General features: G+C 41.1%; 28 protein-coding genes and 1 other annotated feature. All 28 genes read right to left on the bottom strand.

From position 1 onward, the window contains the following. Window positions 1–40: 40 nt before the first annotated feature. Complete coding sequence (locus T546_RS0112185; RefSeq protein WP_026891858.1) at window positions 41–1,165, bottom strand: helix-turn-helix domain-containing protein; 1,125 nt, start codon at window positions 1,163–1,165, stop codon at window positions 41–43. Between the two features lie 123 nt (window positions 1,166–1,288). Next, window positions 1,289–2,161 (bottom strand): aminoglycoside 6-adenylyltransferase, encoded by an 873-nt coding sequence (locus tag T546_RS0112190; protein WP_026891859.1) that lies wholly within the window; start codon window positions 2,159–2,161, stop codon window positions 1,289–1,291. A 37-nt stretch (window positions 2,162–2,198) separates the two neighbouring features. After that, on the bottom strand, window positions 2,199–2,660 hold the full coding sequence (locus T546_RS0112195; protein ID WP_026891860.1) for an NUDIX hydrolase: 462 nt from the start codon (window positions 2,658–2,660) through the stop codon (window positions 2,199–2,201). A gap of 133 nt (window positions 2,661–2,793) precedes the next feature. Next, entirely contained in the window at window positions 2,794–3,756 is a 963-nt protein-coding gene (locus T546_RS0112205; protein ID WP_242842234.1) for a MerR family transcriptional regulator, read from the bottom strand. A 173-nt stretch (window positions 3,757–3,929) separates the two neighbouring features. After that, complete coding sequence (gene tyrS, locus T546_RS0112210; protein WP_026891862.1) at window positions 3,930–5,141, bottom strand: tyrosine--tRNA ligase; 1,212 nt, start codon at window positions 5,139–5,141, stop codon at window positions 3,930–3,932. 111 nt (window positions 5,142–5,252) lie between these two features. Beyond that, window positions 5,253–5,505 (bottom strand) — a binding site (T-box leader). Between the two features lie 145 nt (window positions 5,506–5,650). Next, a complete protein-coding gene (locus T546_RS0112215) occupies window positions 5,651–6,211 on the bottom strand; it encodes a nitroreductase family protein (RefSeq protein ID WP_026891863.1) in 561 nt (186 codons plus the stop codon). Between the two features lie 161 nt (window positions 6,212–6,372). Continuing rightward, complete coding sequence (locus T546_RS0112220; RefSeq protein WP_026891864.1) at window positions 6,373–7,098, bottom strand: energy-coupling factor ABC transporter ATP-binding protein; 726 nt, start codon at window positions 7,096–7,098, stop codon at window positions 6,373–6,375. A gap of 1 nt (window position 7,099) precedes the next feature. Continuing rightward, the gene (locus tag T546_RS0112225; protein WP_026891865.1) at window positions 7,100–7,894 is read right to left on the bottom strand and encodes an energy-coupling factor transporter transmembrane component T; all 795 of its coding nucleotides are present in this window, start codon (window positions 7,892–7,894) and stop codon (window positions 7,100–7,102) included. Between the two features lie 22 nt (window positions 7,895–7,916). Beyond that, window positions 7,917–8,918, bottom strand: coding sequence for a cobalt transporter CbiM (cbiM, locus tag T546_RS0112230; protein ID WP_026891866.1), 1,002 nt, complete (start codon window positions 8,916–8,918; stop codon window positions 7,917–7,919). Window positions 8,919–9,222: 304 nt separating this feature from the next. Beyond that, window positions 9,223–9,810 (bottom strand): sugar O-acetyltransferase, encoded by a 588-nt coding sequence (locus tag T546_RS0112235; protein WP_026891867.1) that lies wholly within the window; start codon window positions 9,808–9,810, stop codon window positions 9,223–9,225. A 279-nt stretch (window positions 9,811–10,089) separates the two neighbouring features. Next, window positions 10,090–11,118, bottom strand: a complete 1,029-nt coding sequence (locus T546_RS0112240; RefSeq protein WP_026891868.1) for a transglutaminase domain-containing protein — start codon at window positions 11,116–11,118, stop codon at window positions 10,090–10,092. 163 nt (window positions 11,119–11,281) lie between these two features. Then, window positions 11,282–11,770: a hypothetical protein gene (locus T546_RS0112245; protein WP_026891869.1), complete on the bottom strand. Its 489-nt coding sequence runs from the start codon at window positions 11,768–11,770 to the stop codon at window positions 11,282–11,284. Between the two features lie 240 nt (window positions 11,771–12,010). Then, window positions 12,011–12,403, bottom strand: a complete 393-nt coding sequence (gene rpsI / locus T546_RS0112250) for a 30S ribosomal protein S9 (RefSeq protein WP_024834905.1) — start codon at window positions 12,401–12,403, stop codon at window positions 12,011–12,013. Window positions 12,404–12,431: 28 nt separating this feature from the next. Beyond that, complete coding sequence (rplM, locus tag T546_RS0112255) at window positions 12,432–12,866, bottom strand: 50S ribosomal protein L13 (protein ID WP_024834904.1); 435 nt, start codon at window positions 12,864–12,866, stop codon at window positions 12,432–12,434. A gap of 257 nt (window positions 12,867–13,123) precedes the next feature. Continuing rightward, the gene (truA, locus tag T546_RS0112260) at window positions 13,124–14,149 is read right to left on the bottom strand and encodes a tRNA pseudouridine(38-40) synthase TruA (RefSeq protein WP_026891870.1); all 1,026 of its coding nucleotides are present in this window, start codon (window positions 14,147–14,149) and stop codon (window positions 13,124–13,126) included. A 24-nt stretch (window positions 14,150–14,173) separates the two neighbouring features. Next, on the bottom strand, window positions 14,174–14,974 hold the full coding sequence (locus tag T546_RS0112265; RefSeq protein WP_024834902.1) for an energy-coupling factor transporter transmembrane component T family protein: 801 nt from the start codon (window positions 14,972–14,974) through the stop codon (window positions 14,174–14,176). A 13-nt stretch (window positions 14,975–14,987) separates the two neighbouring features. Continuing rightward, a complete protein-coding gene (locus T546_RS0112270) occupies window positions 14,988–15,836 on the bottom strand; it encodes an energy-coupling factor transporter ATPase (RefSeq protein WP_026891871.1) in 849 nt (282 codons plus the stop codon). Next, window positions 15,826–16,731, bottom strand: a complete 906-nt coding sequence (locus T546_RS0112275) for an energy-coupling factor transporter ATPase (RefSeq protein WP_026891872.1) — start codon at window positions 16,729–16,731, stop codon at window positions 15,826–15,828. Before T546_RS0112275 ends, T546_RS0112270 begins: the two co-directional genes overlap by 11 nt. A gap of 194 nt (window positions 16,732–16,925) precedes the next feature. Then, window positions 16,926–17,948: a cell wall-binding protein gene (locus T546_RS0112280; protein ID WP_026891873.1), complete on the bottom strand. Its 1,023-nt coding sequence runs from the start codon at window positions 17,946–17,948 to the stop codon at window positions 16,926–16,928. A gap of 21 nt (window positions 17,949–17,969) precedes the next feature. After that, window positions 17,970–19,214, bottom strand: coding sequence for an N-acetylmuramoyl-L-alanine amidase family protein (locus T546_RS0112285; RefSeq protein WP_026891874.1), 1,245 nt, complete (start codon window positions 19,212–19,214; stop codon window positions 17,970–17,972). A gap of 194 nt (window positions 19,215–19,408) precedes the next feature. Continuing rightward, the gene (locus T546_RS0112290) at window positions 19,409–19,945 is read right to left on the bottom strand and encodes a bL17 family ribosomal protein (RefSeq protein WP_026891875.1); all 537 of its coding nucleotides are present in this window, start codon (window positions 19,943–19,945) and stop codon (window positions 19,409–19,411) included. A gap of 124 nt (window positions 19,946–20,069) precedes the next feature. Then, window positions 20,070–21,038, bottom strand: a complete 969-nt coding sequence (locus T546_RS0112295; RefSeq protein ID WP_024834896.1) for a DNA-directed RNA polymerase subunit alpha — start codon at window positions 21,036–21,038, stop codon at window positions 20,070–20,072. Between the two features lie 108 nt (window positions 21,039–21,146). Further along, window positions 21,147–21,740: a 30S ribosomal protein S4 gene (rpsD, locus tag T546_RS0112300; RefSeq protein WP_024834895.1), complete on the bottom strand. Its 594-nt coding sequence runs from the start codon at window positions 21,738–21,740 to the stop codon at window positions 21,147–21,149. Between the two features lie 16 nt (window positions 21,741–21,756). Beyond that, window positions 21,757–22,158, bottom strand: coding sequence for a 30S ribosomal protein S11 (gene rpsK, locus T546_RS0112305; RefSeq protein ID WP_024834894.1), 402 nt, complete (start codon window positions 22,156–22,158; stop codon window positions 21,757–21,759). Between the two features lie 233 nt (window positions 22,159–22,391). Then, window positions 22,392–22,760: a 30S ribosomal protein S13 gene (gene rpsM / locus T546_RS0112310; protein ID WP_024834893.1), complete on the bottom strand. Its 369-nt coding sequence runs from the start codon at window positions 22,758–22,760 to the stop codon at window positions 22,392–22,394. Between the two features lie 28 nt (window positions 22,761–22,788). Continuing rightward, window positions 22,789–22,902 carry a 50S ribosomal protein L36 gene (rpmJ, locus tag T546_RS25050; RefSeq protein WP_003497809.1) on the bottom strand — a complete coding sequence of 38 codons (114 nt, stop codon included), beginning with the start codon at window positions 22,900–22,902 and terminating at the stop codon, window positions 22,789–22,791. A 342-nt stretch (window positions 22,903–23,244) separates the two neighbouring features. Then, entirely contained in the window at window positions 23,245–23,463 is a 219-nt protein-coding gene (gene infA / locus T546_RS0112315) for a translation initiation factor IF-1 (RefSeq protein ID WP_013274317.1), read from the bottom strand. A 5-nt stretch (window positions 23,464–23,468) separates the two neighbouring features. Beyond that, window positions 23,469–23,750: a KOW domain-containing RNA-binding protein gene (locus T546_RS0112320; RefSeq protein WP_026891876.1), complete on the bottom strand. Its 282-nt coding sequence runs from the start codon at window positions 23,748–23,750 to the stop codon at window positions 23,469–23,471. Between the last annotated feature and the right edge of the window lies 1 nt (window position 23,751).

Raw genomic sequence — 23,751 nt, forward strand, 5'->3', positions numbered from 1 at the left:
TACTACTAAATTTATTTTATCGTTAGGGCAATAGAACGACCTAAACCTTTCTCCCAGAGGTAATCATATTTCCTAACACATGAGTATAGCAAGCCATTCCCTCATTCTTTTTAAGATAATCTGCAATTCTCTGCTTTTTACGAATAAAACCTTCTGCTTCTTTTATACTCATACCATGATTGACCATATATTCTACTGTTTTTTCCAGTTGTTTTTCCGGATAAGAGTAGTTGTAACCGTTAGACTCCTGAAAATCTTCCACTGTCTGTTCATACTCATCCATCTCAGGCTGTACAAAAGAGACCTTGTCATTCATTCTGACTTCAATCTCCTTCAAACCAGCCTTTCTCATATAATGAGCAGTTTTCATGGCAATGGAATAATCACGGCCTTCCCTTAAAAGCTCCGTCTTCCAACCTTTCTCCAGACCGGAGTGCTCGCATAAATAGCTATATTCCATACCATCTATATATAAACCATCACACTCAAATTCCCTGTTGGTGTCAATACATACAATAAGGGCATTGTTCTTTCCATGACCAATCATTTTAGTTAAGAACTGTTCCGGTTGTCTGATATGCCTTAATACAGACTGACATATTACTACATCAAATGTATGAATCAGAGGATACTCAATAAAATCACAGGTAACAAATTTCCCCTGCACTCCTGCACGAAGAAACATTTCATTTCCCTGGTCTATCAGCTCTTCTGTAAAATCAACACCTGTATATGTACTTCCTTCCGGCAAAAGGGGAATCATCATAAGACCAAGCGCACCGTATCCACAGCCACAATCCAGCACGTTCACAGGAGAATGGAGTTTCCAGACCTGATCTATAAGAAATCTCATATAATCCCTGTTCCAGTGACTCTTTCTCGTTCGTAGCAGGTAGTCAAGTTTATTCTCCCAATACTCCTTCTTGTCCGTCTTTGCAGGTATATACTCTTCCCACGCCAGCGGCTTCATTCCCAGTAACTCATCAACCGTAACATGAAAATACTCCGAAAGCACTGGGAGCATTCCAATATCAGGCATGGTGACTCCATTTTCCCATTTGCTCACAGTCTGATAGGAAGCGCCAATTGCATCTCCAAGCTCCTGCTGCGTCATTCCCTTGTTTTTTCTCAGCGCAGCAATCTTTAAATGAATCTGCTTTTTCATCTCATCTCCCCCTTTTTACCTATCATACCTTATAGTTATTCCGCTGTATTCCCCTTATTTTGAGATATTTCTCGCTTATTAGGGGAATCAGACGGTTCGGTCGCAGATGAGACTAATGTCAAATTAGTAGATCCCTTTCGCATCCTTTGGAAGCTTCCTGACATGTTCTAAAAAGCTGAGACTATTTCTCCCCTCAATCTCCTGATACTCATACCCAAGCTTATCTCCCACATACCTGGCTGTTTTCTCAAAAAGGTGACACATTCTAATCACTGCGTCCCACCCTTCCTCAATATCAGCGGAAAAATAAGTGGATAAATACTCCCGCCACTCCACCTCTGACAGCCACCGATTCATATATTTTCCAGACTTACCAATGCTAACAGAAAAGTCTGTCATGATTCCAACCTTCCAGGACAACATCTTCAATAATTCTTTCCGAATGATGTGATTGACCATATCCTGTACATAAGTCATTTCCTCCCGCCAAAGCCCCTTTGCCACATTATTTAGACACCACCAGAATTCATTGGAAGAACATAAGAACTGTTCTTTCGTAGGACATTTTATCCAGTAATCCTGATCCGTTGACGGTGCCATGGGTGGGAGCACCCCTGCTTTATCCATAAGTATTTCACAAAGACTGTCCTTTGTTATATTTTCCAATGCATGCGCTACCGTTTCCACATGCAGATCCAGCCGGTTTCCATCCGTGAACTGAATCAACCAGCCGTAAAACTCTATGTTCTTTTTAGTTTTGCCTGGAAACTCATCCGGATACTGCATGTATAACCGTTCACCAAAGCGGTCGATCCATGAACGGTCACTAATAAATGGCTCCAACGCTTCCACTACATAAACGATATCATAATCCTGAAATATATCCTTAGTCGCATTTTTATTGGTTCTGGAACCATTCATATAAACAGCCAGAATTCTGCTGTCCTCCCTTGCCGTATTTAAGATAAGATCAAACATCTCCGATTCATTTCTCATTATCCTACCCCCACACATCTATTTACTAAGTTGCCCCTTAATGCAGATACCCTAACTCTCTAACCTTCTTCATAAGCTTAGGCTGAATATCAGGATACGTCCAGTTCTTTGGCAAATGCTCCGTGATCAGCACACTCTCAATCTCACTATGAAGCTCCTTCTCAAATGTCTGAATCTCTGCATAGCAAAGCATTCCAAAGCTTTCCTCTCCAAGCTTCTCACCGGCAGCCTTCTTTCTGGATACAGAATACACGCACACCGGCCTCAATTCAAAATCAATAGCTCCTGTCTCTTCCTGCAGTTCCCGCATAGCCGTTACAAGAATAGCTTCTCCCGGTTCTCTGTGCCCGCCCGGTACCTCATACGTATCCCGTTCCCTGTGCTTGCATAAGACCCATTTTCGGTTAAACCGGCTTATAATGACTGCAAAATCCAGCTTATGGTCTTCCACTTCTTTATAAAACTTAACTTCAGTAAGTCCTTTTGGCTCTGGTCTCATGGATTCACCTTATTGTAAAGCTCACCTTTCTTATTGCCTCCAGAATCTGCCCTTCTCTCCTGGAGGCGCTCATCAATCAGTAACAAATGACTCAAATATCCTGATGTCTCTGCAATGGTGTCTTTGATTCCTTTTAAGACTTCTTCTTTACCGGTATCAGAAGGTCCAGCTGTATAAAATCAGATTCGTTACCGGTATAAAAGGAAAATGCATTCAGATGCTCCTCCAGTGCCCCTCCCATGCCAAATGGTTCACGCCACTGGATTTCATATTCCTCATGGTTTTTCATTTGCTCAAAAAATGTTCCCCACTCATGAAAATCTCCCATCTTAATGCAATGAGCGGCATACAGCCCCCCTGCAAACTGCCTTTTCTCTAAAGGTTCCGTTACCTCCATATCTTCTGGTATAGTAACCCAGAATTCATAGCCATAGTATTCTTCCCCCTCCTGGGGCGAAGGATTGTTGAATCCATACAGCCTAAAATCTGGTTTTACCACCGGCAAATCTCTTTCTTTGATAAATGCTTTCATTCGGTCACCAGATACATCTTCCGGATTTTCTCCCGTAAACTGACTGGATGCAACGGTTGCCGGTGGCAGGTATACAAACCGGATATCCATGTTACGTTCCATTCTTTCACTTGCCTGATTTAACTCCTCCATAGAGCAGTCCTCCTTTAAATGATTTTTAGGAGAAATAAGGGCATCAGCAATCTCAATCAATTCACTGTCTTCCAAAAGGTCTACCCGGACCTTGGCTCTAATCCCATCGTCCAAGCGATGGACAAAGGCATCTAATATGAAGCGTATGGTGTTCAGAGCATGGATCTCCTCATCTAGCCCTGTCATATTTTCCCGAAGGACTTCCAGAGCCTGGGCCTGCCCTATATCATTTAAAATAACTCCGATCTGCTTTAATGAGATTCTCAGCTTCCGAAGAATCATGATCTGTCTCAGCCTTCTGACTGCTGCTTCGTCATAGATCCGGTAAGCGTACTCCTTTCTCCGGTGGCTTTCAATCAAACCTATTTTCTCATAGTACCGGATCATTCTTGCAGATACTGCATACGTTTTAGAAACCTCTCCGATTGTCATTGCTTTCACTGACTTATCCCCCTTTAGAATCAGTATAAAGTACGACACAGTGTCTCAGTCAAATCTTTCTTTCCCTTTCGTTCCTGAAAATTTCCACTGTATTCTCAGCTATAAATCCATGATACCATCCTTAAATAAGACAATTCAATAAAAATGTGGATAATTTTTCCTTATTACTTGTTCACCCTGACAAATAGTTTCTTCCCGATTTTTAAAACGTCATCATTAAATAACACTGTATTCAAATCATCTTCCACAATTTTTTCTTCATTTAGCCGGATTCCTCCCTGCTTTAAGAGCCGTATAAATTCGCTTCTGCTCTTTACAAATCCCATGGCGACGAATTGAGGAATGGTATCATTCACCGTCTCTCTTCCTATAGCCAGAATCATGGTTGGAATGTCATCGGGAGTTGACTTTTTGCGGAAAGCGGCCTCAAAGTATGAAACAGCCTTCAACACTTCTTCCTGTGAATGATACAAAGCGGTAATGATTTCTGCCAGCTTAAATTTGATATCTCTGGGATTCTTCCCCTCCGACAGCTGCTGCCTGATTTTATCTATCTCATCCGGATGTTCATCTGTCGCCAGCTCAAAGTATCTGATGATTAAATGATCCGGTATTTCCATCACCTTTTTAAACATCACTTCAGCAGGTTCATAAATGCCTATATAATTTCCAAGGCTCTTGCTCATCTTTTCCACCCCATCCGTTCCTTCCAGAATCGGCATGAGAAGAGCTACCTGTGCCTCCTGACCCATTGATTTTTGAAGCGTCCTGCCCATGAGAATATTAAAAGTCTGGTCTGTCCCTCCCAGTTCAATATCTGCATGCAATTCCACAGAGTCGTATGCCTGCATCAGAGGATAGAAAAATTCATGGATTCCAATGGAAACTCCATTTTTAAATCTCTTTTCAAATTCATCCCTCTCAAGCATTCTTGCGACCGTGGTGGTGGCTGCCAGCTTCATCACATCTTCAAAACAAAGCTTGGAAAGCCAATGGCTGTTAAATGTAACAACGGTCCGCTCCTTATCCAGAATCTTAAATATCTGCTCGCAGTAGGTGCTTGCATTCTCCTTTACCTGCTCATCGGTCAATAAATTCCGTCCCTTAGACTTCCCCGTAGGGTCCCCGATTTTACCTGTAAAATCCCCGATGACAATGACTGCCTTGTGCTCCAGCTCCTGCATTTGCCTGATTTTACGAAGAACCACTCCATGGCCTAAATGAATGTCCGGAGCGGAAGGATCAAGTCCCAGCTTAATGGTAAGCGGTTCCTTTTGGTTAAATGACCGCTCCAGTTTTGCAAGTAATTCTTCCTCATTGATACACTGATGAACGCCTTTACAGATGATACACATTTGCTCCTTTGGTGTTAGCATGATAAAACATCTCCTTGTCATATTTTTATAAATATTTGCTGATTTATAAGAAATTCAGAAAACAAAGAGTTAAAGTTTTTTAACAATAAAAAAACTCCCGCCCCTTTGTTTCAAAAGGACGAGAGCAAATCTCGTGTTACCACCTTAAGTTCATAGACAGCTCACACTGTCTACCTCATCGGGTACGGCCTTGGCGATACCCTTGCACTTGATTACGGTGTGCTTTCCGTCGCAGCCTACTCCTGTTAAAGTTTTGGTGCGCAGCTCCAAGAGGTATTCACACTTTCTATCCACGAGCCTCTCATCAACCGGCATCTTTCTGTTTGGAATCGAAAATGCTACTCTTTCTTTTCATAGCCTTTTCTTATACTCCAGATTGCATGGCAATCCTTTGTAGTGCAAATATTTAATTATCTGGTATGTTATCACATTCTGTTTGCAGCGTCAATACAAGATTTTGATATTCTACAATTTTTCTACAAACAAAACGGGATGACTTTGTCCATATCTTATTTGTAAATAGAAACCGTACCTTCTTTTCTTGGAGCTGCCTTTGGTGCTTCCTTGCTGCTAAAGCCTAAGGCTGCTGTACCTGAAATCTCATAATTTTCCGGAATACCAAACTCAGTAAGGATACTTCTCACCTTAGGATCATTTCCAGCAAATGCTAAAACATGAATCCAGCAGGAACCGATCTCCATAGAGTGAGCCGCCAGGAATATGTTTTCCAGTGCCACTGCACAATCTGATACCCCAGTAGCAGCATCTTTTTCATAGGCGGTAATGATAATTGTAGGTGCAGCATAAAAGGGATTAAATTCCGGGTTATTTCCAATCTTTCTAAAATGTTCAATAGAAGAATTCTTCATAACCTCTTTCGTAGCCGTAATCAGTTCCTGGATTTTCTCCTTATTCTGCACCGCCGCAAAATGCCACGCTTGCTTTCCCATTCCGCTGGGTGCAAACTTTGCAGCTTCCAAAATGTCATGGAGTGCTTCATCTGGGATTTGTTTTTCCTCAAAAGCTCTTACGCTTCTTCTTGTTATAATAGACTGGATTATTTCATTCATATAGTTTCTCCTTTTTAAGTTGCTCAATTGGTTAATGTCTGTCAAAAGTCAGGCACCTATTTCCTAAATGCTCCCCATTATTTTATCATAATGTACGAATATGTCATATATTATTCTTCACAAAAATAATATGGAAGTCTTAGAAATTTTCAAGGATTTTATCATATCAAGTTTACCTTTTTTAATAATTCCACGTTTTCCAAAAGTCTCTCAGTGGGAAGATCTGCTGCAATCGTATGTTCTTCATGAAAAAGAACAGCTCTGTTTGATATCCCATGTACAAGTTCAAGATTATGTGTTGAAGTAATTAAGGTCTTGCCTGCCTTGTTCAGATGATTCAAAAATTCCACCAGCCATCTTTGCGTTTTTGGATCAAGCCCGTTCATAGGCTCATCAAGTACCAAAACCTCCGGATTCAGTGACATCACACATGCAATGGCGACCTTACGCTTTTCTCCACCGCTTAAATGATATGGAATTCTATTCTTTAGACTCTGTATGCTTAATAAGCAAAGGCAGTCATTTACCCTTATATCAACTTCTGATTCGCTCATTCCCATCTGTCTTGGCCCAAAGGCCACCTCATCATAGACGCTGGAAGAAAACAACTGCGTATCAGAATTTTGAAATACAAAACCGATTTTTTGATGAAAGAGCTTAGAAAACTTTGCGTCCTGCAGCTTTTTCTCCGTTATCTCCACTCCATTAAATGAATAAGAGCCTTGGTCTGGTGAAATAAGCCCGTTAATGAGTTTTAGCAATGTGGATTTACCACATCCATTAGCCCCCATCAGTGCAACGGCTTCACCTGGTCTTATTACAAGATTTATATCATCTAATGCGATAGAATCCCCATAGGAATAAAATAGATTCTTAATCTCAATCATGTTACGCCCTTTCAAAGTGGAAAAACAGGAGTATAGCCCCCACATTTATAGCGATAAATATATAATCCACCCATTTGAATTTAGATTTGTTACAAATATGATATTCACCAGTGAATCCCCTGCATTCCATGGCATGGTACATGTCTGTTACCATCTCTTTTGATTGAAGAAATGTGGTCCCTGCAATACCAGCCATGGATGTATATTTGTTACTGTTTTTACCGACTGACCGAAGTTTCAATGCATAAAGCATATTCATCGAGTAGTCACCCAACATAAAAATATATTTTATAGTGATATCCAGAATCAATATAAAAATATCAGGAACATGAAATAGCTTCAATGCTTCCGTGATCGAATTCCATTTTGATGAATAGGAAAGCAATCCCATAGATGTTGTGGTGGCAAATACCTTTGTAGTTATCATAATACTGCTATAGCTGTTCCCCATAAAGAATGCCGGTAACATAATAACGGCAGTAAATAAGGTGACGCTAATACTGAATTTCAATATTTTAACCAGCCTGTCTGCCTCCGTAAAGCTTAAAATAGAGAGCAGATATACAATGACTATAACTACGAATATAAAACTTTTTGTAATAGACAATAAAACTATAAGTAAAAAGGTAAAGAATATGTTAAGGGATACATTTATTTTAAACCTTGAGTTATCCAAAGAATCCTGCATTCTTATTCTGGAAATAACGTGGAAAACAGACAGGATACTTTTATTTATAAAAGTATCCTTATCAGTGAGCGGAATATAATTTTCATTGCTATAAATCCATTCCGGCATTTCTATTTTATGATCCTTCAAATTATCCAAGTTTGCCACCAGCCTTGTCTTTCTTAAAGCTGCTGATCACCTTAAAAAAGATAATAAATATTGCGACTCCAGCAATGGCAGACAATAAATATCCAGCAATTTCGGGAAGTCCATTTACTGCATAATCTGGTAGCAGTGCCTTAAAATTAACGCCTGCCTTCATCCCTTGAGGCACAAATCCTAATGCTTTCCCGCCAGAAACCACACTTCCGATTTCCTCGGTTCCCCATTCGCCCCATGCAGTTCCTGTCGCCAGCAGACCGAGTGGGGTCAGGCAGATAAGAAATGCCAGCAAACCATAAATTGCATTTTTCTTTTCATCTGATTCTTCATACATGGTACCTGGAGATACTTTCTTTATGTAAATGACAATAAACAATGTAAAGACCGCTTCAACAATGCCTGCAACCAAAAGATGGGGAATTACCATGGCCGGTATTGAGATTGACAAAGGATACGGACAATATAACGCCTGTCCAGCTGCATCTTTAAATAACAGAGGTTGAATACCAAACTCTATTGCCGCACATAAGGCAGCTGCATTAATACCTACGTATGAGCCTAAGATAATTCCCAGATATTCTCCTTTTTCAGATTTCATATTATCTTTAACAGCTTTATAAATGAAGTAGCCTAAAAACGGCAGTACAAACGCCATATTAAAACAGTTTGCACCAAAAGATAAAATCCCGCCATCACCAAAAAGAAGAGCTTGTATCAGCAGGGCCACTGTAACACTAATACATGCAGCATAAGGTCCCATCAATATTGCAATCAAGGTCCCGCCTACTGCATGACCTGTGGTACCCCCAGGAAGCGGAACATTAAACATCATGAGCAAGAAGGAAAATGCCGCCCCAACACCAAGTGATGGTATTTTAACCTTTGGTATCTCTTCTTTCACTTTTTTAACTGCTCTTGTCCAAACAGGGACCATAGCCGCACTCATGAGGGCGCAAGTTGACGGGCTCAAATAATTATCCGGAATATGCATATTCTTACCTACCTTTCAAAAAAGGAATTCACATCAATTTCAATTATATAACTTTATTTTCCGTAAACAAGCCCGTATGGGGGATATGAATTTAAAATTTAATATGTACGAAAAACAAGCTTTCACGGCCGAGTTCAAGCTCTCAGTTCCCCGCAATTTTTCATAGGAAGAATATCCATAATAAAATGCCCCTTACTGTTTCAAGTCCAAAAGATTGAATGAAAAGCTTTTACCGTTTGTGGTAAAATAAAAGAAGCCCAGCAGATATAATTATTTGCTGAGCTTTCTAAACAATCTATTTTCATTACCTGTCAAAACAGGTCTCTTTATCCTTATCCGTGATAGGCCGGACAACTTTGCAGGGATTACCAACTGCAACACAATTATCAGGAATATCCTTTACCACGACACTACCACCGCCAATTACTACATTACTTCCTATGTTGACTCCTGGCATTACATGAACTCCTGCGCCAATCCAAACATTATCCCCTACCGAAATGGAATATGCATATTCAAGACCCTGATTTCTCCGATCCGAATCAATAGGATGTCCTGCTGTATAAAATCCGCAGTTAGGTGCAATAAACACATTATCACCAAATGTGACCTTTGCTCCATCTAAAATCACCAGATTGTGATTGGCATAGAAATTCTCACCAAGCTCTATATTATATCCATAATCGCACCAGAATGGTGCAGTAATACAAAATGATTCCCTCGTCTTTCCAAACAGCTTCCTAAGTACCACCGCCTGTTTCTCTGTCTCTGATGGGCGAGCTTGATTAAATTCATAACAAAGGTCTTTTGCCATTTCACGTTCTTTTAATAAACCCTTGTCGTAGTTAGCATCATAAAGCATTTGATTTAACATTTTTTCTTTCTCTGTCACTGAAATATCCTCCTTCAATCAAATACTGGTCATTACATAAATATCTTATATTGCTTATAACATCATACGAATTTTCACTATTATACAAATAGGTGATTTCCAAAGCCGATCTTTGTAATGAAATTATCACAGATAATGAAATTAGATATAGTATAACTTTATACTCAGAATAAATTAATTTCAATATATATTTAAGATAAGAAATCGACTTAGTGGAATATATTACATATATAGTTTCATGAAGCTTAATTATGGATGCGGCTATTTTTATTCCAGAGACTATTGAGCCGATGCCGCATCATTCTCCTCCTCATACGCATCTTCCATTTTCACAGAATCTTCGATCTGCTCCTCCAAAAACTTGACACGGATAACTGCCTGCTGCCAATTAATGGAAACTTGACTGTGCCTGTTCTTCTCCTTACCTGCTCCAGCTATGATTTGAAGTAATTCTTCCAAGACAGCTTTTGTCAGATAACCGCCTCTCCAATGAAAGGTAAGAACTTTCCCTTTTTTAATAGCCTGCTGACAACGCTTTGCTACATCTTCCTGCTTTGTAAAAGATAGCTTTTTCTCTTTATAGTAAAAGTGATTATCGTCATTGCACGCAGGCGCTTTGTAAATCAATGGCTCGTGATCCTTAAAAATACTCTTATCGTCCAAATTGAAATAATCGTATCGTACTTCTTTTTTCCCTAATGTATTATCAAACGTAGCATCCAGATGATACCATACTCCATTGATCTGGATTACATTCCACGCATGACGATACTTGATGTTTTTATCTGGATTATTCTCGGAAATAACTACAATACAAGGAATTGATAGTTGATCACAAAGAATCTTTACAGCTTTCGCAATTCCTTCGCAGACGCCAACGCCCTGCCCCAATGGACCTATAATCTCATGTGAATATTGCTTCTTCAGTTTATCGTAAGTCACATTCTCACAGATAAAATCATGAATGTACTGCTCTTTTTCCCAGTCACTCTTATCCTTCACCACCCGGGCAAGTTTCTCCACTCTGGCTTTCATGGCCAACTGGTGCTCTTTAATTTTATTCTTATCAAACAAATATTCCGGCTTTATTTTTAGCAACGTAGAATCTTCATAGAAAGAATAGCGAAAGGTGGATGCATAAAAGATTTCGGGACAATCTAACCTTAACTTATTAAAAATATCACTAAGGTCTTTTCCATCAATTCTCTGAACATCAAAACTTTGAGAAAGTGACTCAAGACCGCTCTTCATGACTTGATAGATTCTTTGGTGCTGCTTATTCATATGACTATAATAATATGGTTCCATTTTACCTCATCTACCATTTCTTCTTTATTCGAAATAAAAATCCCCAAGCAATTGGCATAAATTTGAATCCACTTGGGAGGTTCTAACAATAAATACCAGAATAAACTACCCATACCTGGACGGCATGCGACTCCGAACATATAACCGTTATAATTTAATTATTTCAAAAGATATATACCGTCCCAGATTCTGAAAACACAAGAGTATCTGAATCAATGAAATTAACAATATCTGTCCACCTATTTATTTCATATTCAGAGCTACCTGTGTTTACATTTTCTTCAGGATAATCGCTAATTTCAAGATATTCTTTTATGACTTTCCCATCTTTAATCTCAATAAATTCCCCATAAATATCTGCATCATTATAACCAGCTACAATTAGTTCTTCATTATGAGCAAAATCCAACCATGCACTTGCTGGTATAGAAAAATATGAGCCTGAAATATCTTCAAATATTGTCCAGCCATTATTCTCGTATGTATACAGAACACTGCCCTTCCACATTCCCTGATCATTTACTGACACTTGTACTATTTTATCTGCTGATGTTTCAATCTTATCTGAATAGAGTTTTCCTTCCATGTATTTACATAACCGTTCTATTGCATCTTCTCTTGAAAGTTTAATTCTGAAATAGCTGGGATTCATATCTCTATACCTCCGGATCAAAATTAATTGTATAATATTTTCTCATAACTAACATTAAATAAGACTTTTAATGTTTTCAAATCATTCGCCTTTATATTTCTCCTCTCAGCCTCAATATTTGCCAGGGTACTTCTTTTGTCGCTCTGGCACTCAGAGCCATACGGAAGGAGAGTTTTCTTATTCTGATTAAAAAAACCCTTGTAAATATAGTATTTACAAGGGTTTGAATATATCTGTTTATTATCGTTTGGAGAACTGTGGTGCACGACGTGCAGCCTTTAAGCCGTATTTCTTTCTTTCTTTCATTCTTGGATCTCTTGTTAAGTATCCAGCTTTCTTAAGAATTGGACGATAGTCCGCATCTGCCTGAAGCAGGGCTCTTGAGATACCGTGTCTGATGGCACCAGCCTGTCCTGTAAAACCACCACCGTGAACGTTAACTAAAACGTCGAACTTGTCAACTGTCTCTGTAGCAACTAATGGCTGACGAACAACAACCTTTAATGTTTCAAGACCTAAATACTGGTCAATATCTCTCTTGTTGATAGTGATCTTGCCTGTACCTGGTACTAAATATACTCTAGCGATAGATTTTTTTCTTCTACCTGTTCCGTAAAATTTTGCATTAGCCATGATAACTTCCTCCTTTCAGCGCCTCTAATTAAAATTTGATTTCTAAAACTTCTGGCTTCTGAGCTGCATGAGCATGCTCTGCACCTGCGTACGCGTGAAGTTTTGTAATCATGCTTCTTCCTAAAGGTCCCTTTGGAAGCATACCCTTAACAGCTAATTCAATAACTCTTTCAGGCTTTTTAGCCATCATCTCTCTTAATGTTGTTTCTTTCATACCGCCAACATAGTCAGAGTGATTGTAGTAGATCTTCTGATCTAACTTCTTACCTGTAACGGAAATCTTATCTGCATTCACTACGATCACATAATCACCGCAATCCATATGTGGTGTGTAGGTCGGTTTATTCTTACCTCTTAATACTTTAGCTACTTCTGAAGCCAAACGTCCTAATGTATATCCTGTAGCGTCAACTACGTACCATTTTCTCTCAATTGTTGCTGGACTAGCCATAAAAGTCTTCATTGGACAACCTCCTGTAAATTCTGGTGTTAGTAAGCATTACTATACTATGAAATCCAAGTTTCATAATCAGATGCATGGTGCCAATATCAGGGCACCTATTCACTAGAAATCATGAAATGATCTCTAATTAGTCTTATTTAAAAATGCTCACTCCGGGGCATGGCTGAACATTTTCGCCTGACGTCACAGTTATACATTATATTACATTCAGCCTCGTGTGTCAACCTTTTTTCCCCATAAAATCAAGGTTTTCCGGCTTATTTTTCTGTGACTATCCACTCTTCTTCCCCATCTTCCTGCCTGAAAATGTAAAATCCATAAGATTTGCCTAAAAGAATCCTTCCAGGCCCTTCTTCATCCTTTACATAGACCTTTTCCGCTCCGTTTCTCACCGCCTGATGAACCACCCGGATGAGCAGCCGGTCAAAGTCTTCCTGACGGCATCTGTGAATGGTAAGCCAGGCTTTTTTCTGGGATACGATCTCTTCCTGGGAAAGAGTGTAGCTCCATTCCTTATTCTCTCCCCGAATCTCTTTTTCCAGTTCCTTTTCATAATCAAGGCTGACCAGGGTAAGACCTTTGGCTGCTGCCTTCGGGCCTGCTGCATTCCGGTCCCTGGCATCTATGATATCTTCCACATGGGAAGGCGGATAGACACCCATTCCCACCTTCATCAGGGTTCCTGCGATGATCCGCACCATGTTATATAAAAATCCGCTTCCCTTAATACGTATTATAATCAAATCTCCGGTCTTTTCTATGTCCAGGCTATAAATGGTCCTTACGGTCTCTTCCGCCTGTCCACGGGCCGTACAGAAGCTTTTAAAATCATGTTCTCCCACCAGATAGGCACCTGCCTCCCGCATTTTGTCCACGTCGAGGGGATAATAGCAGAAATGAGTATAAAGTCTTAAGGTAGGTATCTCAATTTTCCGGTTCATGATTTTATATTCATATGTTTTGACGCAGTTTTGCTTTCTGGGGTGGTAATCCGGTGCTACCTCCTCTGACTGGAGGATGCGAATATCGTCCGGAAGTCTTTGGTTCAAAGCAAAACAGATTTTATCCGCGGGCATCCTGTTTTCGGTGTCAAAAACCGCCACATTCCCCTCCGCATGTACTCCGGAATCAGTTCTGCTGGCTCCGGTAACAGTGATCTTTTCTTTTAATAGCTCCGTCAGGGTCTTGTTAAGGACCTCTTCTATGGTCAGCCCGTTATTTTGTATCTGCCAGCCGCAGTAGTTGGTACCGTCGTAGGCTACGATCATTTTTACCCGTTTCATAACTTCTCCTTTTTACGGAATTTCTTATCTCATGATCCGAACGGCTGCAATTGCGGCCATGTACACCACAAAGACCAGGTAGGTAATTCCATCCCGTCTCCCATATCGGAGAGGCTTCATCTTCGTTCTTCCTTCCCCGCCCCGGTAGCATCTTGCTTCCATGGCCATGGCAAGGTCCGTGGCCCGTCGGAAGGCTGAGATAAAAAGGGGAACCAGAAGGGGAATCATGTTTTTTGCCTTTTGAATCAGATTGCCCGATTCAAAATCAGCACCACGGGCCATCTGGGCCTTCATAATCTTATCTGTTTCTTCTACAAGAATAGGAATAAACCGAAGGGCAATGGACATCATCATAGCCACCTCGTGAACTGGTACTCTGACCTTATTTAAAAAGTTCAGACTTTTTTCCAGGCCATCGGTAAGCTGATTCGGTGTGGTGGTCAGGGTCATAATGGAGGACCCAACCACCAGGTAAATGAGCCTTACGCCCATAAATGCAGCGATCTGAATTCCTTCTTTTGTAATTTTAATAAAACCAAGACGGAAAATAGCCTCTCCTGGTGTTAAAAACAGGTTGAAGCTGACACTGATCAGCAAAAGAAAAACAATTGCCTTTAGCCCCCGTACCATAAAGGACAAAGGCACCTGGCTCAGCCGTATGGCAACTGCCAGAAATAAGGTGGCGATCACATACGCCCAAATATCATTTACAACAAAAAGGGATATAATAAAAACCATGGTCCCAAACAGCTTTGTCCTGGGGTCCAGCTTGTGGAGAAAAGAGTCCACCGGATAATATTGTCCCAATGTAATGTCTTTTAACATAGTATCTCCTGATCTATTTTGAAAGAAGCCTTAATATTTCATCGCGGGCTTCCTCTATGGTAGTAATGTTGCTATCAATGGGTATGCCCCGTTCCTTTAGGGTATGGACCACGTAGGTAATCTGAGGCGCTGCAAGGCCGATGGCTTCCAATTCCTTATAATGCTTAAATACTTCCTTTGGCGTATCATCAAACACCTTTTCCCCTTGATTCATCACTAGAATCCGGTCCACGTACCGTGCAATGTCTTCCATGCTGTGGGAAACAAGGATGATGGTCATCTTCTGCTCCTTATGAAGCCGCTCAATCTGATCCAGAATCTCATCTCTCCCTTTGGGATCAAGTCCTGCGGTAGGCTCATCTAAAATAAGGACCTCCGGTCTCATGGCCAAAACTCCGGCGATTGCCACCCTGCGCTTCTGGCCTCCTGACAAGTCAAAGGGGGAACGCTTGTAATAGCTCTCATCAAGCCCTACCATAGTAAGAGCTTCTTTGGCCCTTGTTTCTATTTCTTCTTTTGAAAGCTTCTGATTCTTTGGACCAAAGCAGACATCGGAAAACACGTCCACCTCAAAAAGCTGGTGCTCTGGATACTGAAATACCAGTCCCACCTGGCTTCTTAAAGCCTGCATATTATAACCATCGCTGTAAATGTTCTTATCGTTGTAATAAATGGCTCCGCTTGTCCCCCGAATCAATCCATTTAAATGCTGGATCAGAGTGGATTTACCGGAACCGGTATGACCGATGAGCCCGATAAATTCTCCGTCTTTTATCTCCAGGTTCACATCCTTAAGGGCATGCTGTTCAAAGGCGGTACCATTTCCATAGATGTAATTTAAATGCTCTACTTTAATTCCCATGGTCTCCTCCATTTTCCGAAGCTTCCTTATTAGATATATGACCGGCAAACTTAGGGATCAGATTTTCCATGAGTTCCTCTAAGGTCAGGATTCCATCTGGCAGATCAACGCCTCCTTTTTGAAGCTCATAGGCAAGCTCTGTAACCTGAGGCACGTCAAGACGGTAGGATTTAAGCTCCTCCACCCTGGAAAATATCTCTTTGGGTGTTCCGTCCATAACCACTTTGCCTTCGTCCATAACGATTACCCGGTCTGCATCTGTAACCTCTTCCATGTAGTGGGTAATTAAAAGCACGGTAATGCCTTCCTTCTTATTTAATTCAAGTACCGTCTTAACCACTTCCTTACGGCCGTTGGGGTCTAACATGGCAGTGGGCTCATCTAAAACAATGCACTGAGGACGCATAGCCATAACTCCGGCAATGGCAACTCTCTGCTTCTGACCTCCTGACAGCTTATTGGGAGACTTTAAACGATAGGAAGCCATTCCAACTGCTTTCAGGCTTTCGTCCACCCGTCTCCATATTTCTTCGGTAGGAACTCCCATGTTCTCAGGGCCGAATCCCACATCCTCTTCTACTATATTTCCAATGATCTGGTTGTCCGGGTTTTGGAACACCATCCCCGTCTTTTTCCGTACCTCCCATAAATTCTCTTCCTTGGAAGTATCAAGTCCCTGGATCCATACAGTTCCCTCCGTAGGCAGCAAAATGGCATTGAGCTGTTTGGCAAAGGTAGACTTACCGGAACCGTTGTGCCCCAGTATAGCGATGAACTGTCCTGCTTCAATATCAAGTGAGACATCATCGATGGCACGTTTGATTTCTTCTATATTTTCTTCTTCATCTCTTCTGATATAATCAAATATCAGCTTTGACGCTTTTATTATTCCCATAGCAAGCCTTTCTGTCATGAATTTATATACTCGTATGCCACATAATTTTAGATGAATATTCCCAATCAGTCAAGCATCGACATAAATCTTTTATAAATAAAGAGTCTGGCAGGTTTATTTATTTGATAGACGTAATTTCCTATTACATAAAAAAATGGTACAGAATTTTTTCTGTACCATTTCTCATGATATAATTAGTGTACCCAAAGTCCGGAGCTGTCAACCTTATAAACTCCATCAATTAAGGTATCAGATGCCATACTGCCGTCTAAATTTAAATAATACCATTTTCCAGGGTTTGGCTGAATCCAACCGGAAGCCATATCTCCATTGGAATTTAAATAATACCACTTCTCATCTAACTTCTGCCAGCCCGTAAGCATGGCTCCGTCATTGCCTAAGTAATACCATTTATCGTGAATGAACTGCCAGCCGGTTACAGCGAATTCTTCTCCGTTGAAGTAATACCATTTACCGCTTATCATCTTCCAGGTGTTGGCGGCATAAGCGCCATCCTCGCTACGGTACTTCTTACCGTTCTTATATTCCGCCCAGGCACCGTTTGTTTCACCCAGCTCCTGAACCACGGAATCGTCAGAAATCACCGGCTCACCTTCCTGTAAATACTCTTCCTCAGAAGAATCCTTTAGAATGGCTTTCACCGTATAATAATACTTCTGGCCATTTTCCATATATTGCAGCAGATCTACGGTGTTGGTGGAAATGGTCATGCTCTTGACCCAGATGCCGCCTTCCTTATAAACAACGACCTGATACCGGGAAGCGAAGGGAACCTTTTTCCAGGTTGCCTTTGTTCTGGCCGCATCGCTAAAGCCTGCTTTTTCCGTGCCGGCAAGCTTTGCTACCGGAACGTAGGAAACCTTTACTACAGTCTCACCATCTTCTGCCTTTGCGGATATCAGCTTACCTCCGGTGACAGAGCAATCAGAATTAGAGTAGGTGCCAGGAACTCTTAAGGTAGCAATTACTTTTTTCCCTGGTTCCCATTTCTCAGGATCCTTATTCCATTCGGGACTTGTTTCTGACAAATTCACCGTGACTGACGGAATTTGAATTCCCTCTGTCCAGCTGCTCTTCCCGCCATGGTCCAGCCGGATCTTCAAGCTGCCGGAAGCTCCAGCTGTGATTGACATTCCCATCACCATAACCATGCACAAAAGCACCAGCCAGGCTGCCTTTCCCCGTATCCACTTCATTTGCATCAACATCCTTTCCTGTTACTTATGCCAAATACCAGTGGCATCTACTGTAAAACCGCTTATCGTAGTGCTTACTGCCTTTGATCCCTCGCCAGGATAGAAATAATACCAGTTACCGTCTATCTGCTTCCAGCCTTCCTGCATCGCACCGCTGTTGTCCGCATAATACCATTTGTTATTATAATTGATCCAGCCAACTGACATGGCGCCTTCCACTCCGTTGTTGGTGGAAGGATTTAAGAAATACCACTTATTCGCAGAAGACTTAACCCAGCCCTTTAACATAGCTCCATCATTATTAAAGTAGTACCACAGGGAATTCTTTTGCTGCCAGCCTGTGAGCATGTTACCATTGGTATCAAATAAATACCATATGTTGTTAATGTATGCCCAGTTATTCTTTAAATAAGAACCATCGGGATAACGGTATGACCAGTTATTGCCGTTCTTGATCCAGCCTACATCCTGGCTTGTTACCACTGAGCTGTTACCATTGTCTTGACCACGTCCGTCAGATACCTTCTCCTGTGGCACGTAGATCTCGCCAGACTCTGTCCAGTCACTGTTCTTTGCATACTTTGATTCACTGTCGGAAGCTGGAACAGTACGCACCTTAAAGGTGTAGGTTCCTGCTTTTGTCATATAAGGATAGAAATTATAAGAGGTTGCTTTCAGTCTCTCTACCTTTTTTACAAGGCTGCTTCCACGGTATAAATACACATCATAGGCATCAGAGCTGCCTTCCGGAGCACTCCATCTGGCACTGCCAAGGCTGGAACCAGAATCTCTCCAATCTGCATCTTCCGGTGATTCATAGGTTCCCTTAATTGGTTTAAAGGTAAATGTCACATACAAGGTATCTGAACCAGACCGGTTGGTGGACACATAGTTTCCACCTTTGATGCTGACATTGCTGGACTGGTAGCCGCCCTTAAATGCGTAGTTATCAGAATCTGTTGCTCTTAATGTGACCTTCATCTTTGGCTCAGAGCCAAGCTTCATCTTTTTGGTGTCTGAAGTAACCCACTGCAAGTCAGTCACTTCGTATTTATCGTTATTGGTATAAACGTAATTTCCTGTTTGCTCATTGGTCTTAAAGGCAGATTCAGATGGTACCGTATCTCCTGCACCAATCTCTTCCAACCCTACATTGATCGTCACGGACGATATGGTCTTTGCTGCTGCAAACGCCTCAAATGGTACACTGACCCCCAGCAGGGTAACCAGGGACGCCCAGGCCATCAGTCTCGTAATAAACTTCATAAAAATCCCTCCGTTCGTATATTTAACGAATCTGGCAATTAAGCCATAATATTCTATATTTAACATTATAGCCCGGAAAGCAATTGACCGTCAACTTACGATATTCTTTCTTTATTCTTGCTTTTCTTACAGGAATAAAAATAAAAAAATCCCGATAAAGGATTAACTCCAATATCGGGAATGTAAATTTTAAATTATACAAGCTCAAGAAGAACTTCCATTGCTGCATCACCTTTACGCTGGCCGATCTTAACGATACGTGTGTAACCACCGTTGCGGGAAACATACTTAGGAGCAACTTCTTCGAAAAGCTTCTTTGGAAGATCAACAGACTTTGTGTTTTTCTTTCTGCCTGCAGCTTCAGCCGGAACCTCAGTCACATCATAAAGAACTTTTAACATCTGTCTTCTTGCATGAAGTCTGGAAGGAAGATCTTTTTTGATCTCTTTCTCAACTTCGTCGTATACGGTAACTTTCTTGCCGTTTACAACTTCTTTTACTCTCTTGCCATCTTTATCTTTACGTGCAACCTTTGCAGTAACTTTAACAGTTTCGAAGTTATCCTTCTCTTTTACAGCTAAAGCGATCAGGCCTTCCGCAACTTTACGGATTTCTTTTGCTCTTGCTTCTGTTGTCACGATTTTGCCATTGTGTAATAATGCAGTTACCTGGCTTCTGATTAATGCTTTTCTCTGACTGGAAGTTTTTCCCAGCTTTCTATATCCTGCCATTATAATATTCCTCCATTTGTGGAACACGGATACATGCTTCTTCGGTCTTACTGTATCAGTGCTTAATTCTCCATGCATTGGGCAAGAAATCAGACCCATCTCAATCCAAGCGGATCAATTTCAATTATACATTGGAATCATCGCTTGGGTTAAGCTGTAAGCCTAACTCCTTTAACTTGGCTAACACTTCCTCTAAAGACTTGCGGCCAAGGTTACGAACCTTCATCATATCCTCAGATGTGCGGTTGCACAGTTCTTCAACGGTATTGATTCCAGCTCTCTTAAGACAATTGTATGAACGGACAGAAAGCTCCAGCTCATCAATGTTCATCTCAAGCACTTTCTCTTTTTCATTGTCTTCCTTCTCCACCATGACTTCAGCAGTCTTAGCGTTTTCAGAAAGGTCGATGAACAGATTTAAATGCTCGCTTAATACTTTAGCTGCAAGGCTGACAGCCTCATCTGGTGCCAAAGTACCGTTTGTAAATACATCTAATGCCAACTTATCATAGTCAGTGACCTGACCTACTCGGGTGTTCTGTACCGTCATATTAACGCGTTCTACTGGTGTATAAATAGAATCAACTGCAATTACGCCAATCGGTAAATCCTCACTCTTGTTCTTGTCTGCACTCACATAGCCACGGCCCTTTGTGATAGTAAGCTCCATATAGAACTTGCTGTCTGTTCCGCCGCTAAGTGTAGCGATAACCAAATCCGGGTTCATGATCTCAATATCAGGATCTGCCTGGATGTCAGCAGCAGTCACAACACCTTCGCCTTCAAACTCGATGTATGCAACCTTAGCTTCGTTGGTGTCGCTATTATTCTTAATAGATAAGCTCTTGATGTTCATAATGATCTCAGTAACATCCTCTTTAACACCAGGAATAGAACTGAATTCATGCAAAACGCCGTCGATTTTTACCTGACTGACTGCAGCTCCCGGTAAGGAAGAAAGCATGATCCTTCTTAAGGAATTACCTAAAGTCGTGCCATAACCTCTTTCAAGCGGTTCAACTACAAACTTGCCATATTTCTTGTCTTCTGAGATCTCAGCGATCTCAATATTTGGTTTTTCAAAATCGAACACTAATAGCCCCTCCTTTTGGGTATTTTGTATCGAGGGTCTTATACTCAAACCTTGCCCGGAGGCCAAGGACCCCCGGGCGAAAGCCGGCTGCTATGAACAGACTTTCAATTATTTGGAGTACAACTCGACGATAAGCATTTCATTCACTGGAACATCAATCTCATCTCTTGTTGGTAACTCTTTAACAGTACCACGTAAATTCTCATGGTCAACATCAAGCCAAGCTGGTACTAAACGTCCTGCTGTGGTCTCCTGAACACTTTTGAATCTTGCATTGGTTTTGCATTTTTCTTTAACTTCGATCACATCTCCAGCCTTAACTAAGAAGGAAGGAATGTTTACGCACTTACCATTTACAAGAATGCTCTTGTGGTCAACCATCTGTCTGGTCTCTCTTCTTGTTCTTCCGAATCCCATACGGAATACTACATTGTCAAGTCTTCTCTCAAGAAGGGTCATGAGGTTTTCACCTACTAAACCATTCATTCTTTCAGCCTTAGCATAGTAGTTACGGAAAGGTTTCTCAAGAACGCCGTAGATGAATTTGGCTTTCTGCTTTTCTCTTAACTGAACGCCGTACTCACTCATCTTTCTGTTCGCTCTTTTTAATTCTCTTTTTGATTTTTTATCTATTCCTAAATAGATCGGATCAAGACCAAGGGATCTACATCTTTTAAGAACAGGAACTCTATCAACTGCCACTGTAATTACCTCCTAATTAAACTCTTCTACGTTTTGGTGGACGACAACCATTATGTGGAACTGGTGTTACATCCTTTATGCTGGTTACTTCTAATCCGCATGCCTGAAGTGCACGAATAGCTGCTTCACGGCCTGAACCAGGACCTTTAACCATAACGTCTACTGATTTTAAACCATGTATAAGAGCCGCCTTAGTAGCAGTTTCTGCCGCCATCTGAGCTGCATATGGAGTAGATTTTCTTGAACCTCTAAATCCCAGACCGCCAGCACTTGCCCATGATAATGCATTACCCTGTGTATCTGTTAATGTCACAATTGTGTTATTAAAAGATGACTGGATATGTGCTTGTCCGCGTTCAACGTTTTTCTTTACGCGCTTTTTTGTCACTTTTTTAGTAGTGGACACTTTTTTAGCCATTTTAAACTAACCTACTTTCTTTTTACTTGCTCCGCCCTGCCCTCATCGTAAGAGCCGGCGCAGGGTACGAATATCGAATCCTGTTATTCCTGTTTTTAAAACATGTAACGTGATTCTGTATTGTTGTTAATAATGATGTTCTTTTCCCTCACGGTCAAAGAACGACTTTGCCCGATAAAGCGGGGCACGCTGTCACACTAAGTTCGTGAGATACCTCACTAAGTGTTCAATGCCTATTTCTTCTTATTTGCTACAGTTTTTCTTGGGCCTTTTCTTGTTCTTGCGTTGGTCTTTGTCTTCTGACCACGAACAGGAAGGCTCTTTCTGTGACGAATTCCGCGGTAGCAACCGATTTCCTGAAGTCTCTTGATGTTCATAGCGATTTCTCTACGTAAATCACCTTCAACAGTCTGAGTTCCAGTAATTACTTCTGCAAGTCTTTTCACTTCGTCATCTGTTAAGTCCTTAACACGAGTGTCAGGATTAACGCCTGCTTCTGTGAGAATGCGGTTTGAACTTGTTCTACCAATACCGTAGATATAAGTTAAGCCGATCTCAACACGTTTTTCTCTTGGTAAATCAACACCTGAAATACGAGCCATTTGTGTAGTACACCTCCATTAATATTTTTTAACCTTGTCTCTGCTTATGCTTAGGATTTTCACAGATTACTCTGATACTGCCTTTTCTCTTGATGATTTTGCATTTTTCGCAAATCGGTTTGACTGATGATCTAACCTTCACAGCAATTCTCCTTTCCGTTATGCGCTCTTTCGCATTATGCACTTAACGCCCTTTATATAGACGTTTACGTGTAAAAGCGCTCCCCGACACTTGGCGAGCTCTCTTGCGAGCCTAGTGACGATGGAGTCTCATCTTGCAAAGAGCCTTCTGAGTATACCCGCAGTGTGTTTTATATAAAACCAGTGCTGCCTTACAGGCAATATACACCCAGTATTTCAACAAAGTCGCTCCAGCATTATACCACTAATCATGCAAAAATGCAAGCGCTTTTTCCTATATATTTATTAACCCTTTACCCTGGTGTGTCATGGTAAAATGGGTTCTTTCCGGCAAATAAATGCCTTATTTGTCTCTCCAGATGATTCTTCCCTTGCTTAAATCATAAGGGGACATCTCGATCGTTACCTTATCTCCTGGTAAAATACGAATGTAGTTCATACGGAGCTTACCGCTGATGTGGGCCAATACCTGATGACCATTCTCCAGCTCAACCTGGAACATGGCATTGGGAAGTTTTTCCACAACGGTTCCTTCAATTTCAATAACATCTGCTTTTGACATAAAGCTTACCTCCTAACAACCTGTTCTTCTCTTTTGAAACATCGGATGAAATATTTAATCTCTTCATCGGTGACTTTTTGTTCCGCCCGGATCTTTTCTCCAGGGGAATGCTTCTCCCATGCAAGGGCTTTTACATGCTTTTTCTTTTTCTTCTTTGGACAGTCAAGACACCGGTATTTTCCGTCCACCAGATATATATATTCGTCTTCTTCTTTTAATATGAAGAAATAGCTACCTTTATCGCGTCCCGCGATTGACTGTACCAGTGATCCTGCTTCTAATTCCATG

Origin of the sequence: [Clostridium] aerotolerans DSM 5434 (assembly GCF_000687555.1) — a bacterium.
Lineage (GTDB): Bacteria > Bacillota > Clostridia > Lachnospirales > Lachnospiraceae > Lacrimispora > Lacrimispora aerotolerans.

Coding starts and splice junctions, on each gene's coding strand:
- T546_RS0112190 (WP_026891859.1), bottom strand. CDS start 2,161: ATGAGAAATGAATCGGAGATGTTTGATCTTATCTTAAATACGGCAAGG.
- T546_RS0112290 (WP_026891875.1), bottom strand. CDS start 19,945: ATGGCAGGATATAGAAAGCTGGGAAAAACTTCCAGTCAGAGAAAAGCA.
- T546_RS0112215 (WP_026891863.1), bottom strand. CDS start 6,211: ATGAATGAAATAATCCAGTCTATTATAACAAGAAGAAGCGTAAGAGCT.
- T546_RS0112280 (WP_026891873.1), bottom strand. CDS start 17,948: ATGAAGTGGATACGGGGAAAGGCAGCCTGGCTGGTGCTTTTGTGCATG.
- T546_RS0112320 (WP_026891876.1), bottom strand. CDS start 23,750: ATGGAATTAGAAGCAGGATCACTGGTACAGTCAATCGCGGGACGCGAT.
- T546_RS0112195 (WP_026891860.1), bottom strand. CDS start 2,660: ATGAGACCAGAGCCAAAAGGACTTACTGAAGTTAAGTTTTATAAAGAA.
- T546_RS0112185 (WP_026891858.1), bottom strand. CDS start 1,165: ATGAAAAAGCAGATTCATTTAAAGATTGCTGCGCTGAGAAAAAACAAG.
- T546_RS0112220 (WP_026891864.1), bottom strand. CDS start 7,098: ATGATTGAGATTAAGAATCTATTTTATTCCTATGGGGATTCTATCGCA.
- T546_RS0112225 (WP_026891865.1), bottom strand. CDS start 7,894: ATGCCGGAATGGATTTATAGCAATGAAAATTATATTCCGCTCACTGAT.
- rpsK (WP_024834894.1), bottom strand. CDS start 22,158: ATGGCTAAAAAAGTGTCCACTACTAAAAAAGTGACAAAAAAGCGCGTA.
- rpsI (WP_024834905.1), bottom strand. CDS start 12,403: ATGGCTAATGCAAAATTTTACGGAACAGGTAGAAGAAAAAAATCTATC.
- tyrS (WP_026891862.1), bottom strand. CDS start 5,141: ATGCTAACACCAAAGGAGCAAATGTGTATCATCTGTAAAGGCGTTCAT.
- T546_RS0112265 (WP_024834902.1), bottom strand. CDS start 14,974: ATGTTAAAAGACATTACATTGGGACAATATTATCCGGTGGACTCTTTT.
- T546_RS0112205 (WP_242842234.1), bottom strand. CDS start 3,756: ATGACAATCGGAGAGGTTTCTAAAACGTATGCAGTATCTGCAAGAATG.
- cbiM (WP_026891866.1), bottom strand. CDS start 8,918: ATGCATATTCCGGATAATTATTTGAGCCCGTCAACTTGCGCCCTCATG.
- T546_RS0112240 (WP_026891868.1), bottom strand. CDS start 11,118: ATGGAACCATATTATTATAGTCATATGAATAAGCAGCACCAAAGAATC.
- T546_RS0112285 (WP_026891874.1), bottom strand. CDS start 19,214: ATGAAGTTTATTACGAGACTGATGGCCTGGGCGTCCCTGGTTACCCTG.
- rpsM (WP_024834893.1), bottom strand. CDS start 22,760: ATGGCTCGTATTTCAGGTGTTGATTTACCAAGAGAAAAACGTGTTGAG.
- T546_RS0112245 (WP_026891869.1), bottom strand. CDS start 11,770: ATGAATCCCAGCTATTTCAGAATTAAACTTTCAAGAGAAGATGCAATA.
- truA (WP_026891870.1), bottom strand. CDS start 14,149: ATGAAACGGGTAAAAATGATCGTAGCCTACGACGGTACCAACTACTGC.
- T546_RS0112270 (WP_026891871.1), bottom strand. CDS start 15,836: ATGGGAATTAAAGTAGAGCATTTAAATTACATCTATGGAAATGGTACC.
- rplM (WP_024834904.1), bottom strand. CDS start 12,866: ATGAAGACTTTTATGGCTAGTCCAGCAACAATTGAGAGAAAATGGTAC.
- infA (WP_013274317.1), bottom strand. CDS start 23,463: ATGTCAAAAGCAGATGTTATTGAAATTGAAGGAACCGTTGTGGAAAAA.
- T546_RS0112275 (WP_026891872.1), bottom strand. CDS start 16,731: ATGGGAATAATAAAAGCGTCAAAGCTGATATTTGATTATATCAGAAGA.